General features: G+C 35.4%; 9 protein-coding genes. 2 read left to right on the top strand and 7 right to left on the bottom strand.

The window, feature by feature from the left end; genetic code table 11:
- The first annotated feature begins 19 nt into the window (after positions 1 to 19).
- Together IRZ99_RS02960 and IRZ99_RS02955 are read left to right on the top strand one after the other, a co-directional pair.
- Positions 20 to 436: an OsmC family protein gene (locus IRZ99_RS02960; protein WP_194655846.1), complete on the top strand. Its 417-nt coding sequence runs from the start codon at positions 20 to 22 to the stop codon at positions 434 to 436.
- A gap of 265 nt (positions 437 to 701) precedes the next feature.
- Entirely contained in the window at positions 702 to 1478 is a 777-nt protein-coding gene (locus tag IRZ99_RS02955) for an alpha/beta hydrolase (protein WP_194655845.1), read from the top strand.
- Positions 1479 to 1639: 161 nt separating this feature from the next.
- Here the strand turns inward: IRZ99_RS02955 and IRZ99_RS02950 are convergent, their stop codons facing one another.
- The 7 genes from IRZ99_RS02950 to IRZ99_RS02920 form a co-directional block, all read right to left on the bottom strand.
- On the bottom strand, positions 1640 to 2611 hold the full coding sequence (locus tag IRZ99_RS02950; RefSeq protein ID WP_194655844.1) for a hydrogen peroxide-inducible genes activator: 972 nt from the start codon (positions 2609 to 2611) through the stop codon (positions 1640 to 1642).
- A gap of 807 nt (positions 2612 to 3418) precedes the next feature.
- Positions 3419 to 5029 carry a DUF5597 domain-containing protein gene (locus IRZ99_RS02945; protein ID WP_228518997.1) on the bottom strand — a complete coding sequence of 537 codons (1611 nt, stop codon included), beginning with the start codon at positions 5027 to 5029 and terminating at the stop codon, positions 3419 to 3421.
- A 107-nt stretch (positions 5030 to 5136) separates the two neighbouring features.
- Positions 5137 to 7329, bottom strand: a complete 2193-nt coding sequence (locus tag IRZ99_RS02940) for an endo-1,4-beta-xylanase (protein WP_194655842.1) — start codon at positions 7327 to 7329, stop codon at positions 5137 to 5139.
- 61 nt (positions 7330 to 7390) lie between these two features.
- The gene (locus IRZ99_RS02935; RefSeq protein WP_194655841.1) at positions 7391 to 8761 is read right to left on the bottom strand and encodes a glycan-binding surface protein; all 1371 of its coding nucleotides are present in this window, start codon (positions 8759 to 8761) and stop codon (positions 7391 to 7393) included.
- Positions 8762 to 8798: 37 nt separating this feature from the next.
- Positions 8799 to 10430, bottom strand: a complete 1632-nt coding sequence (locus tag IRZ99_RS02930) for a RagB/SusD family nutrient uptake outer membrane protein (RefSeq protein ID WP_194655840.1) — start codon at positions 10428 to 10430, stop codon at positions 8799 to 8801.
- 13 nt (positions 10431 to 10443) lie between these two features.
- Positions 10444 to 13551 carry a TonB-dependent receptor gene (locus IRZ99_RS02925; protein WP_228518996.1) on the bottom strand — a complete coding sequence of 1036 codons (3108 nt, stop codon included), beginning with the start codon at positions 13549 to 13551 and terminating at the stop codon, positions 10444 to 10446.
- Between the two features lie 660 nt (positions 13552 to 14211).
- On the bottom strand, positions 14212 to 15249 hold the full coding sequence (locus IRZ99_RS02920; protein ID WP_194655838.1) for a LacI family DNA-binding transcriptional regulator: 1038 nt from the start codon (positions 15247 to 15249) through the stop codon (positions 14212 to 14214).
- Positions 15250 to 15427: the final 178 nt, after the last annotated feature.

Below are 15427 nucleotides of genomic sequence, written 5' to 3'. Positions count from 1 at the left end.
ACTTAAAAAAATAGAAATCATGAAATTTACAAGAAGAGCAAACGCAAATTGGAAAGGTACAGGAATGGAAGGAAAAGGAACCATCAGTACACAAAGCACAACTTTAAACGAAGCACAATTATCTTTCAAAACCCGTTTTGAACAAGGAGTTGGAACTAACCCGGAAGAATTAATCGCAGCGGCACATTCAGGCTGTTTCACCATGCAATTAAGCTTTTTATTATCTGAAGCTGGTTTTGTTCCGGAAGATTTAGATACAGTAGCGAAAGTTACTTTCGAGGACGGAACTATAACTTTAATTCAATTGGAATTGACCGGAAAAGTTCCTGGAATTTCTGCAGAAGACTTTCAACTGGCAGCTCAAAAAGCAAAAGAAATTTGTCCGATCTCAAAATTATTAAACACTGAAATTACTTTATCTGTAACATTAAATTAATTAAATAGCAACAACTTTTAGATAAATTCCAAATTTTTTAAATTCCAAATTCCAATTACTTTAAAGACAAAATCAACACAGTCTTGTCATTTCGATCCCGAGGCTTCGGGAGAGAAATCCTTGCGAGAAGCTCGACAAAGATTGACTATTAGGAACGGAGCTACTTGCGGGGATTCCTCCTTCGTCGGAATTGACAAAGATTACGAAAGTTGGAATTTATCAGTAAAAACATCAACACAAAATCTAAAATTTAAATTTTATTATTATGAAAACAATTAATCGCTATTTCGCATTTGCTGCTTTAATCTTAAGTTTAGTATTTACAACTGTAAATGTTAGCGCACAAACTAAAACTGCTGCTCCACAAATTAAAAACGTTGTATTGGTACACGGTGCCTTCGCAGACGGTTCAGGATGGCAGGGGTTATACCAAATTTTGACTAAAAAAGGATATAACGTGACTATTGTTCAAAACCCATTAAGCTCTTTAGCAGATGATGTTGCTGCTACAAACTTAGCGTTAGACAGACAAGACGGACCAACTATTTTGGTTGGACATTCATGGGGCGGAACTGTAATTACAGAAGCCGGGAATCACCCAAAAGTAGCGGCATTGGTTTACGTAGCCGCTTTACAGCCTGATAACGGAGAAAACTCTATTCAATGGTTGCAAACTGCGCCTCCTGCTCCTGAAAATGGTGTATTAGCTCCAGATGATAAAGGAATAGCTTATTATGACAAAGCTAAATTCCACGCTGGTTTTGCCGGAGATTTAAGCAAAGAACAAGCTGATTTTATGTACGCTTCTCAAGGTGCTTTCCACGCACAAGGTTTTGGAACGCCTATTACAAAAGCAGCCTGGAGAGATAAACCTTCATACGGAATCGTAGCAACAGAAGACAAAAGTATCACACCAGATATTCAACGTGCGATGTACAAACGTTCGAACACAAAAATCACAGAAATAAAAGGAAGCCATGTGGTTTTTATTTCACAACCAGCAAAAGTTGCTAATGTGATTATTGAGGCATCGAAAAAATAATAATTGTTTCAGCTTTGAGCTAAGTATTTAAACACATAGAAACATAGATTTTTATACTGCAAAAAGGCGTTTCACTTGTTTCGAGACACATAGCTATGTGTTTTCAAGCAAGTGAAACGCCTTTCTCGACAAAGGAAAACTATGTTTCTATGTGTTTAAAATTACATAAACTTACTCACCGCTTTCACAAAATAAGGCGAATCGTTCCAACGGATTTTTCGATAGGCGAAGTCTTTTTTAAGGGAATCCGGGAGGGAATTCCAGATGGCTTCATTCATTTTCTCCAATATTAATTTCTTTGAAAAAGAATCGGAAACCACCAAACTGATTTCTCTTACGGGAATGGGTTCTGTGAAAGGTTTAAAAAGCCCTGATGGTGCGTCGTTCAAAATAGAAAGCTGTGGAATAATCGCAAATCCCAAATGGGCTCTGACCAGATTTTTTAGAGTTTCAATCGAACTGATATCGTAAGTAAACTGCTCTTTTATTTTATCTGAGGATTTTAAACCGCAGATATCCAGTAATTGTGCATTATAGCAAAACTCGTGATGTAATAACAATAATTCGGTTTTATCTCCGGGCTGCATTTCATAAAACGCTTCTTTCGCCATGGGATGGGATTCATTCAAATACGCCACAAAAGGTTCTTTAAAAATGGGATGTTCAATTAAATTCGGATTTCCGGTTGGCGTTGCCATAATAGCAACATCAATCGTTCCCGTTTCTACATCTTTCATCAACTGACCGGTATTCGATTCTCTGATAATAAAATGCACTTTTGGAGTCGCCTCTTTCATCGCTTTAATAAACAACGGAATCAGATAAGGCGATAAAGTGGAAATAATACCCACTTTAATCTCCCCTTCCAGCAGATTTTTCTCATTCACCACAAAATCCCGAATTTCATCTGCTTCACGGAGAATTTTCTTTGCCCGGTTGATAATTTCGGTTCCTAATATAGTTGGTGTCAAGGGTACTTTATTCCGATCAAAAATCTTAATTCCGATTTCCTCTTCCAGATTCTTTAACTGAATTGTTAATCCGGGCTGGGTTACCATACAGACTTCGGCAGCCCTTGCAAAATGGCGTTCTTCGTCTAAGGCTACGATATATTTTAATTGCTGAATCGTCATTGATTATAATTTTATTTTATAAAGATACAGAAATATCAATTTTGATTATAAAACTGTAGAGATTTTACCACAAAGTACACGAAGATTTTTTGATGTGGACGGCTTTGTAAAAACACAAAGTTCATAAAGCTATGTGAATATAACTTTGTGCACATTGCGTAATTCTTAGCATACTTTGCGGTTAAACCTCAAAGTTGTTACATCAAATAAAAAATTTATTAAAAAAATTCTTTTCGACAAAAACATAAAAAACCCATAATCAATTACTTAAAACATAAATATAGAAATTTTACAACATTTTTCAATAATTCTATAATTTTTAACAAAACCAAAATCTCAAATTGTACGTATGTATCAATATACAATACTCTGGAATGGCTTAAATTCAAATGGTGAAGTTTTTGGAGCATATTGAGTTTAATGACCTTCCGGGTTATCGTTTTATTTCGTTAAATTTATAAAAGCCGTAAAAGATTGGAAAAGCCTGAAATTCAGAGATTAAAAAAAAGTTTGCAATATTTGGAAAGCAAACAGCGAGAATTAAAAAAACAGCAGGATAGTGATACTCGCAGTATTGAATCCATTATAAAATATTTGAAAAAAGACATGATCCAACAGTTTAACCTAACGGATTATGATTCTTTAATCAAACACCAGATTAAAAACACGGATGTTTTTATTGTCCATGTAAGGTATATCATAGAAAGTCACTTTTCAAATTCAATTTGAGTGGTTAATGGGCTTCCACTACAAATAAAAAGTACCTAAAACTTTCAGGTACTTTTTAACTATTACTACAACATAGCATTATTCATAAGTATACAATTGCACTTTCTGAATTTCGAAATCATCAACGGCAATTCTCACGTGCCTCCCCTGATGTGTTTGGTCGCCATTGAAATGACGAAATGTTTTCCAAACCTTATTTTCAAAAGTTCCCTGATCGACTTTTAAGATTCCTGCGTTAGCTGTTTTATCTTTTAATGGTTTAAACGTGATCACAATTCCCGAACCGGCAATATAAAATTCATTTGGTGCAATTTCAATTATAATGGCGCTTGTCGTTGGCCAGATTTCTTCTTTGGCTCCATCAGACCAATTTAGCGTATAATCGTGTTTAAAAGTAAATTCGTAATCTCCTAACTGAATAACCTGCAATTGGTTTTCCTTATCTAACAAAACACCGTCTATTTTATGTAATCCCTTATTGGCTTCTATAACCGGCGTTAATTGTCTTACTAAATCATATATTTTTCCCAGAGGTTCTTTTTTTCCATCTTCAACTGATTCAATAGAAAACGGTGAAAAACCAATTGCTTCATAATGTCCAATTGCATAAAGCCCCTTGAATGCCGCTGTTTTATCAAATTTATGTTCCGGAATAAATAAAGGATCACCCTGACGAGTAAATAAATCGTTCCAATGTTTAAATGATGGATTATAAAAATCTGGAGAAAGAAAATCAATCGAATTTCCAGCGGCTTTCCAAACATCCATCAAATGTGGCAAAGGTCCGGCACTTGGGTATTCTCCCGGTTTTTTTTCAGCAGCATTCAAAGCAGCATTTACAAACATTGGAATGGCATAACTGTCTTTTCCGGCTTTAGCAACAGCATTGGTGAATTTAGAAAAATACCAGACCATAAAAATCTCATCGGTTTGGAGGCTTTTTCCAAAAATAGCTTCCCAATTTCCTTTTGCTTTAAAACCATTTTTCTTCCATACTTCTAAAAATTCTGGAACCAATTTTTCTTTATTTTTCTGAAGATATTGTACTAATTCTGCCGGCACTTCTTTATTGAAAGCTTCATTTGCCTGTGGACAATAATCTCTCGCTGTTGGCAGCATTCCGATTTCATTTTCAACCTGAATCATGATTACGGTTTGTTCTTTCTGATCAAAGTCTTTAAGGTGCGCCATTAATTTCTGAAAAGCATTTATATCTGCCTTCAGATTGTTTTCATTAAAAGGCGTTAGTATTTCATGGCTTATGTTTTTATCATCTTTTACTCTCGGGTATTTCTTCTGATTTAATTTTACCCAGGCCGGAGCGTGGCTTGACATACTGTTTTTCCAGGATCCAAACCAAAGAAAAAATAATTTCAAATTTTCTTTTCGGGCGCGAAGAATTAAATCATCAACCAAAGAAAAATCAAACTTGCCTTCCTCCCTTTCAATCAATTCCCAATAAACCGGGGTTAAAACTGTATTGAGATTCATATCCTTCAATTTTGGCCAAATAGGCTCCATACTTTCCATACTGGTAGCCGAAGAATTTCCCAATTCTCCACCCAAAATAAGAAACGGTTTTTCGTTAACGATCAATTGTGTCTTATTTCCTTTTTTTTGAAGATGAGTTGTTTTTTCCTGACTAAAGCCTAATTGCATTGCCATTACCAGCAATAAAAAAAATCTCATTATTAGAAGATTAAACATAATTCTCATTTTAATATTAAATCAAATAAATAATCCATCCTATAAAACCAACATCTGGCATTATAAGATGGATTAAGGTAAAAAGGGTTTTAATTTTTTACTAATTCGCCTGAAAAATCTTTACTGACATCTTTTCCGGCAAGACCATCAGCGGTTCCTTTGTATGCATGTTTACGAACGTAGTTGGCATCCCAAAGGTTTGGAGATTCATCCGGAAGCCAGTTTTCATGTTCTTTGACACTATCAGAAAGTCCCCAAATGGTTACTCCATATTGCTGTGCTGTCGGAATGTGTTTTTTGTACATATCGATCACATACTGGTACATTTCTGCCTGAGCGGCTTGTTGTGCAACAGTTGGTGCATTTGTTCCTAACCTGATGTCCAATTCAGAAATTTTAATCAATTTTCCGCTGGCAGCTAATTTTTGGAACATTTGAGCAATCTTGTCTTTATCTGTTGTTAACGAAATGTGCATTTGCGTTCCGATACCGTCAACAGTAGCACCTTTGCTTTCGATATAGTTTACATACTCAATTAAACCATCACATTTGCTTAAGCTTGACTCTAAATTGTAATCATTAATAAACAGTTTATCGGTTGCATTTCCGTACTGACGTGCCAGTTTAAAAGCTGTTACAGCATAATCTTTTCCAAGATATTTCGCCCATGAAAAATAGTCTGCTGCTGTATCTCCTTCATTTCCGGTTCTTAATGTTCCGTCTTCTTTCATTGGTTCATTAACCACATCCCAGGCAAAAACAGAAGTTTTGTAATGCGTCATCATTTTAGAAATCCAATCCTCCATAGACTTGCCAATAATGATTGTTTTTTCAGCATCTGTTTTCTCGATCGTCACTGGTGCAGTTGGTCCTCCATTTGAATCACCTGAAGTCACCACAACATTGTCAATGTAATAAGTGCCTGCGGTTCCGCCCAAATCAAAATTCAAACCTGTTTCAGTCCCGTTTCCTTTAAACTTCCACTCTACTAATTTCCATGTTGTAGAAGTAGTCTGATCGCCCTGATAATGGGCTGATGTACCTGTTGTTGAACAACGAACAGATCCCGCAGCTTCTGAACGAATCATATACGAAATCGTATAATCTTTATCTAAAGTCATTACACTTGTAAAATCAGCATGAATTTGTGTTTTCCACTGATTGGCAGCATCACTTGTTGCATTAACCACTTTCATCGCGCCATTTCCTTCATACGCATTTGCTGCTCCGGCAAAACTTAAAGCATTATCAGCTCCATTGTATTTTGCCCAGCCATTGATATCAGTGTTTAAAGTACCATTGGCTACCAAATTAACTACAGTTGGTGCTGCGTCAAGATCTGTAACAGCTAACGTATTTACATCAATAAGATAAGTTACGTTTGGAAGAGATCCTAAATCAAAGCTTAATTGCAGGCTATTACTTCCGACAGCAAAATCATTTGCATTTAATGTAAATTTGATTTGTTTCCATTGTGAACCTGTCATAAATGCTTCTGCTCCACCTGTACCATCCCAATTGATCCACGGGTAACCATTTGTCAGTCCTGTAAAAGAAATACGTCCTTTACCGGCCTGATCTGATTTGATGTAGAAAGAAACCTCATAACTATGACCAGCGACAACCGGAATGCTTGGAGATGCAAGTTGTAAATTCCAATAATTGGCTGATGATGCAGATGAAATTAATTGCACTGCTTTAGAATTAGCCGTTAATCCCGCATTATCCACAATTGTAATTCCCTGACCCGGATTGTTTCTACTCCAATTAGAAAAAGTGCCATTTTTTAAACCCGCAATATCCATTGCATTTGCTCCGCTTGAACCCGGAATTACGGTTGGCGCAATAATACTATTTAAATAACTTGCATTTTGATTCGAATGCCAAACCAAAGTATGTCCGAAAACGCTTAAACCAGCCGATTTAGTAGCAGCAATAAAAGCATCCATAGTCGTAAAATTAATTTCTCCTTTTGAATTTACCATGGCACCATGTTTCATCGCATAACCAGGAGTAACTTCGTCAAAATTTTCATTGACTAATTTTCGGTATGCGGCATCGCTCATGTATAAATCAGTTCCGATTCCGTTTCCTAAAACAAAATCAGTATAGGTTTTTAATGGTTCATAACGGCTGATTTTTTCAACCAGTTCTAAAGGCAATTCTGCTCCGGTTATGGCGCCGTGTTCCGGGTCTTTTTCCCATTCCATTAAATTATCATCGCATGATCCTAAGATCATTAGAGAGGAAGCAATTATTGGGATTATATATTTGTATTTCATTTGTTCTATTTTTTAAATTATATGATTTTTCTTTTTTATATTCCTCTTTTACAGATTTATACTAGTTAGGGAAATCATTATAAGTTGGTGTGTTTAAGGAAACAATTCTCCAGTTGTCTGTATATACTTTCACAGAAGTTGCTTTTGAAGGAAACTCTACAGTACTATCATTTCCTGTAACATCTTTCAATTTAACATCAGAGTTTTCAAAGAAAATACCAAAATTTTGATACGTTGCAGCCTCACGGTATGCTAAAACAGTTTCGAAAGTAAAAGCTTCTTTAGACCATGCATAAAATTTGTTTAACGGAATCGTAACCGTTGTCCAGCCAGTAGTTTGAAAAGCAACCGATTTTCCGTCTACAATCCAAGGCACATAATTGTAACAACCTCCAGTCCATTCTCCACCATTAAAATTATTGATTGTACATATTTTTAAAAACCCTGAATCTTTCCAGGTATCCGGTACATAAACATCAAACTGAAAAGCCACTTGATCTAATGCTGTGTTTGCCGGAATATAAGGTGTTAATTGTGCTCTCCAGTTGTCAACGCCATTTCCTGCTGTCCAAACTTCAGTGCAACGGTTTTTGGCAGCATCAAAAGAAGCGATACGCGCCGGACGATGCGGAACATATTTGCCTTGCGAAATATTATCAGTTCCAATAGTTCCTGACTCTAAATCTTCCGGTTGAATCATACTAGTTGAAGTTCCCCAATAGCCGTGAGAGCCGCTTCCGTCAAAATTTAATAAAAGACCTTTTTTAAAGTTAAAATAAGCTGGAGAATAAGCACCTCCATTTGAACCTTCAACAAATATTGAACCTCCAGTATCTGAAACTCCGCCTGGCATTGTAACTGTAAAGAATTCACCATCAGGATCTGATACGATTCCGGTCGTTACTGTAACATTTCCAGGAAAAACTACTTTGTTTATTTCAGTTAAACCAGCACCGGAAACTGTAATTTTTTCACCCGGATTTGGCATTGTATTAGAAATACTGCTAATAGTTGGACTTGAGGCACGAATCTGAAATGGAAATACTGTTTCGGTATTATCATTTACAAAACGAATTGTATTTCTGTCTGCCGGCTCTGCTTCTATAGTTGGTGTATCACCGGAAACAGTCAATATTATCGAATTATCCGATACAAAAACGACATTAAAATAAGTCGAATAGCCGTTGATGTACACTTTTTTAAGTCCACTAAATCCAGAACCTTCAATTCGTATTGTTTGTCCTAATCTTACAAAATTAACTTCTCTGTCCGGAACAGCTGAATTTACATCTTCTAAGAAAACTTTTTTGACTACTATTGAGCTACTTGCTGAATCGTTATTATCGCAAGAGGTAAACAGTAACCCAAAGAACATCATTCCAATAAATGCAAGGGCTGCCCAATATCTTTTATTTAATATATATTGCTTCATATTGATCAATCTTTTTAAATTATTATTTTTCATAATACTAGAACAAGTCTTTTATTTTTTCCTCTGTAAACTCATAAGGAACTGGATTTTCTCTTAACAAAGGATTTTGAACCAATTCAGATTCCGGATAAGGCAAAAGAAAAATCGTTGCATCAATTACACCAATAGAGCGCGTACTGCTGCTTCCTGTATCATCGATTGTTACTTTATTGATTGTATTGTCATACAAAATCGGAACGATAGTACCTCTATTCTGGCTTGTCACATAGTTGATTACTTCTTGTTGTTTGTAATAGGCTCTGCGAACTAAATCATACCAATATTGTCCTTCCATACACAACTCTACTCTTCTTTCGTGAATAATATCAGCATAAGAAAGTGTTGTTTTAGGATTAAGACCTGCACGTGTACGAAGTTCATTTACTGACGCAATAGCCAGACCATCAGCAGTTGTAGCGTTGTTTCCTAAAGCTGCTTCGGCATAATTTAAATACACTTCTCCTAAACGTAACATGTAGGTATTTAACCCTGAGTTCATACGAGATGTTTTAGCATTGTCTTTTGTAGAACCTACAACACCTTTTTTAACCGTAAGGAAATCATTAGTATGATCAACCGTATAACCTCCATTTGCTTTATTGATTTCAGGATAAAAATCATTATCCGCCATCCAGGTTGCTTGTCTGCGTTTGTCTGCTGACTCGTATTCCTGTAAAACATTATAAGATGCTCTTGTCCAATAACCCCATCCGGTATCATCTCCTGTAATGTCAGATCCCAATGCAAAATAAGCCTGCTGTGTGTTTGTTACGCCATAATCCCCGTTTGGAACCCATTGAAGCGCAAACATAGATTCTGTATTGTTATTATTATCGATCTTAAATAAATCGTCATAATTAGCTAACAGTTTATATGGCCCGGCAGTGATTACTTTTTCAGCAGCTTTTTTAGCCAAATCAAGATATTCTTGTTTTCTCGTTCCACTATTTGGATTCTCACTTACTCCTGAAAATGACAAGTACACACGAGACAACATTCCGTAAGCACTATATTTTGTCAATCTACCAGCCTGACCAGCAGTTTCAGGAAGAAATTTAGCTGCAAATTCTAAATCGCGAATAGCAAATTCATAAACATCTTTTAATGGATTTTTGTTCACTATTGGATTTTTAACCAATTCTCTCGGGTCAGTCGAAATAATAACATCTCCCCAAAGTGAAGCCAAATACCAATAGGCTGTACCTCTCATAAAACGGGCTTCAGCAATATATTTATTCTTAACCGCAGCACTAACTTCACTATCAGAGATTCCGATAATTACATTATTTGATTGTTGTACTACATTGTACAAAGATCCCCAGGCAGAAACCAAAGGCCCTGTTAATCCGGTTTCAGACAGATCGGTAAAAGGATAAATATAATCTGAGTACGGAGCGTATAAATTATTGGCACGTCCGTCTCCTAAACCGTAATAAAATTTATCATTAAAATCGAACCAAACTTTATTGTATAAGGGTCCAGTTGCAGCCTGAAAATCGGCTTCTGTTTTATAAAAATTCTCTTTTGTAATCTGATCGTTTGGTTCAACGTCTAAATGATCACTACAACTAGTCCAAACAAATGGCAATGCGATCATAAGAACCGAGTAAAATATATTTTTTGTTTTCATAGTTTGCAATATTTTAGAAATTAACATTTAATCCAAGAGTCGTGATCATTGGCGATGGATAGCGTCCATTATCAATACCGGTTAAAAGCGCATCCTGATTAAGAGAACCAACTTCCGGATCGTAACCTTTATATTTGGTGAATGTCAATACGTTTTGAGCGTTTGAATATACTTTGATGTTCGAAATACCATATTTTGAGTACAATGATTTTGGTAAATTGTAACCAATCGAGATATTCTTCACTCTTACATACGATCCGTCTTCTATAAATCTGTCGCTAAAACGATAATTAGAAGCCGAGGCTGCTGATGAAGCTGCAATTCTTGGCATATAAGGATCTCCGCCTACAATTTGCACATTACGGTAATCATTAGGACCAGCAGGATCAATTAATCCCAATTGTGCATATCCTAAAGCTGATGACAATAAATTCGTGTTTTCACGAGGATTTTCTAACCAGCGTCTTTGATAATTTGCCACATCGTTTCCATAAGAACCTGTTACTAAAATACTCACATCAAATCCTTTGAAAGAAAATGAGTTGTTGATTCCGAAAGTAAAATCAGGATTAGGATTACCAATATAATCACGGTCTTTCTCGTTGATTACACCATCATTATTAACATCTTTAAAAATATAATCTCCAATCCAGACACCATTTTCGCCGATCGCCATTCCTTCTGGTAAAGCGGTAGGTTTCACAGTTCCGGCTGCATCTTTATAATAAAAATCAGTAGCTTTTTCAAAACGTCCAATTACTTTGTATCCATAAAACTGACCAATTGCCTGATCTACTGCTGTACGGGTAACAATAGTTACATCAGAACCTTGTTGAAGTGATTTATTTAAGATTCCGGTTTCTGTATTCAATGCCAATACTTTACTTCTGTTCATAGAGAAGGTCACATTTGATCTCCAGGTAAAGTCTCTTCTGTCCATATTTAAAGTATTCAATGTGAACTCAAGCCCTTTATTTTCAAGAGAGCCAATATTTACCCACGGAGCAGAAGTTGATCCTTGCCCCGTTGTTCCCACGTAAGCCGGAAGAGGCAATTGCAATAATAAATTATCTGTTTTTTTGTAATAAACATCAGCAACAAGTTCGATTCTGTTGTCTAAGAAGCTAATATCAAGACCTAAATTGCTTGAACTTGTTGTTTCCCATTGTAAATCTTTATTAGCTGTATTTGCTGCCAACAACCCTGTTCCCCAATTGGTTGCAGAAGCATTGTACGTTGATGTATAGGCATAGTTTGGTACATTTTGACTACCAACTTCTCCCCAACCCAAACGTAATTTCATATTGCTGATTACTTTGCTTTCTTTTAGGAAATTTTCATTTGAAACTTTCCAGGCTAAGGCCGCTGATGGAAACCAACCCCATTGATTGTCTTTATAAAATTTAGAAGAACCATCTCTTCTTATTGTCCCGGTCACGAAATATTTATCATTGAACGAATATTGGACTCTGCTGAAATAAGAACTTAATGAACTTGTATTACTTCCGTTTGAGTTTTTAGCTGTTGTAGCATCTCCTGCATTTAGATCTGTTGCGCCATTTGTCAGATATCCTGTTCTGTACCCATAAAGGTTTTCCCAGTTTGATTCCTGCATCTCCTGACCTAACATAGCTATAATTTTATGATCCCCAAAAGTTTTATCGTAGGTTAAAACATTGTTCCAGCTCCAGAATTCACTATTAGATTTCGTTCTTGAACCTTCTCTCACGTCATTTACTAATGCTCCAAAAGTATACGATGGATTGAACGTGTAATTATTGGCAAAACCATAATCTAGCGAATAAGTTGTTTTGAATTTAAGGTCTTTGGTAAAACCAATCTCAGCATAAGCATTCGCTCTTATTCCGTAATTGATATTATGATTGTCTTTGATAGAAGCTAAACCTATTGGATTGTTTTGAACAAATTCTTTAGTATCCGGACCATCAAATGTACCGTCAGCATTACGAACTGCAACGTTTGGCGTTTGTTTAAGGGCTGTTAATATTAGGGCATCATCCTGCACTGTAGTGGTTTGATTGGTTTTGCTTAAAGCGAAATTTACTCCCACTTTCAAAAAGCTTTTTACCTGAGAATCCACAACACCTCTAAGATTAAAACGATCAAATCCAGATCCGATCGCAATGCCTTCCTGATCTAAATAGCCTATTCCCATGGCGTAAGTAGTGTTTTCAGTACCTCCTGAAGCTGATAAATTATAGCTTTGCATCAAAGCTGTGTCAAAAAGTTCTTTTTGCCAATCTGTTCCTTCTCCTAATAAATCAGTTCTAATGAAATAATTATCACGTTGTACGATTCCTAAATCAGAACGGGTATTTTTAAGGGTACCGTACTCTTTAAGATTTAATAAATCTAAATGTTTCGGAATTTCCTGCCAGCCTACATAGCTGTCGAAATTCAGAACCATATCTCCTTTTTTACCACGTTTTGTTGTAATCATGATCACTCCATTTGCCGCTCTTGATCCGTAAATAGCTGTTGCTGAAGCGTCTTTCAAAATATCCATCGAAACAATATCGGCCGGATTGATATTCGCAAGCGGATTTGTATTTACAGAACTTGTAGATCCGTCTATAATAACACCATCGATTACAAAAATGGGTTCATTTGATCCGTTTAAGGAACTGATACCACGAATACGAATAGAAGAGCTTGAGCCTGGCGCACCACTGTTCGACTGAATTTGAACACCAGCTGCACGACCCTGTAAAACCTGATCAATTGTTGTTGCAACAGATTGTTGTACAGCCGCACTGGTAACTGTAGAAACAGCTCCGGTTAAATCTGATCTTTTCATTGTACCGTATCCTACAACTACAACTTCTTTTAAGCTATTTAAATCTTCTTCAAGAATTATGTTAATCTGAGTTTGATTATTTAATGAAACTTCTTTTGATTTAAAACCGATGAAGCTAAAAACCAAAACCGCATTTGGTGTGGCCTGAATGGAATAAGTGCCATCAAAATTGGTAGCTGCAGTTGTTTTTGTTCCTTTTACAATAATATTGACTCCCGGTAACGGTCCACTATTATCTGAAACTGTTCCTGACACAGTTGTCTGAGCATTTACCGAAGCAGAAAACACTAACAACAGGATCATAAAACCCAAATTTTTAAAGTATTTTGATTTGCTTTTAGTAAGTAAAAAGTTAGTCATAAATGATTGGTTTAATAGTTAATATATGGTTTAGTTCGTTTTTATTGATTGACTCTTTACTTCTCAAATCTTATTAGAAATAAATCACTAAAGAACCTTTCCTGAAAACAAATATATATAAATTACAACAATACGCAATCGGTTGTGTAAATTTTTTATTTGAATTTCTAAAAAAAACTCTCCAAAAAAAACAGTATCTATATTTTTATTAATAAAATTTTAGATATTTATTAAAATCAAGATTTAAAACAACGAAAACGTTGTAGATAAAATTATGTATGATTAAAAAAATTATAGAAAATGCAAAAATGAGTATCTTATATATTTTTTTTCCTGTCCTTGGTTTTAGTAAAAAATTAAATACAAATAATTCGTACAAAAAGAGAAAACGTTCCAGCAGACCCTTCAATAAGTTAGAGAAAATTTTAAGAAGGATTTAAATCACAAAATTTTTCCAAAAAAAGACAAAAGGGCAATCGGTTGCTTATTAAGCATAAAAAAACTCCTTTCAAACTAAATTGAAAGGAGTTTAATATAATATCAATAGTAGTTTATTTGATAAATATTTAATCCTGAAAAGAACTAACTTTTACCCGATAAAGCTTAAGATTCTTTTCTTCTTGAAGATTCCCGTACAAGTACTTCCGTATTTAAGAAAGCAATTTCCTGTACATCTTCATTTTTCGCAGACTTAAGATTCTTAATAATAATATCTGCAGCCGCTTTTCCCATTTTTTCAGCAGGATGCGTGATAGTCGATAAATTTGGATCAATAATTTGAGAAATAGGGTCATTATTAAAACCAATAATAGCAATATCTTCCGGTACTTTTATACCTCTTTTCTTGGCTGTTTGCACCGCACTGACCGCAATGATATCTCCAGAAGCAAAAACGCCGTCAGGAAGTGGTTTTATGTCAAACAATTTATTACTTGCCTTTACTCCTTCTTCATAAGTAACGGCTTTCAAATCAATAATCAATTCCTCATCAACAGGTAAATTGTGATCTCTTAAAGCTTCAACATAGCCTCTTTTTCTTTCATTATATAAATTACCGAATTCTGAACCTGCTGTTAAATGCGCAATACGAAGACAGCCTTGTTCTATTAGATGTTTAGTCGCTTTATAACCAGCTGAATAATTGTCAATTACAACTCTGAAGGTATTATAATCTTTGGGAACCCTGTCGACAAAAACCAACGGAATATTATTGTTTGAAAATTGATGAAAGTGCGAAGTATCTCTGGTTTCCATCGCAAGCGAACAAATAACGCCACTCACACGGTTACTGTATAAGGATTTCGCCATATTCACTTCATCATGATAAGAATCATGCGATTGCATAATGATTACCGAATAATCCGATTTTTGAGCCGTAATTTCGATACCACTAATTAGTGATGACAAAAAGGGTTGTGTAACTGTTGGTATCAGTACGCCAATTGTTTTTGTTTTGTTTCCACGCAAACCTGCAGCAAGAGTATTGGGTACAAATCCCATTTCTTTTGCAGCCTTTTTAACTTTCTTGATCGTCTTATCACTTATTGAGTGATGATCCTTTAAAGCCCTTGAAATTGTAGAAGTTGCCAGATTAAGCTTTTCTGCAATATCATAGATCGTTACGTGTTTATTTTCTTCCATGAATTAAATATATAAAATGTAAATATAAGTATTTTACAACAAGTATATTTTTCCAAATTAACCTTCCATTTTACGATCAGCCAATATCACTATCTAATGATGAAAATCCAATATTCCAACATTTCAACATTTCAGTATTCCAAACATCCAAAATTCCAAGATTCCAACATTCCAAGAT

Source organism: Flavobacterium sp. LC2016-12 (assembly GCF_015351595.1).
Taxonomy (GTDB): Bacteria; Bacteroidota; Bacteroidia; order Flavobacteriales; family Flavobacteriaceae; genus Flavobacterium.
The sequence above is the reverse complement of the archived record's forward strand: the minus strand, read 5'-3'. Positions and strand labels throughout refer to the sequence as shown.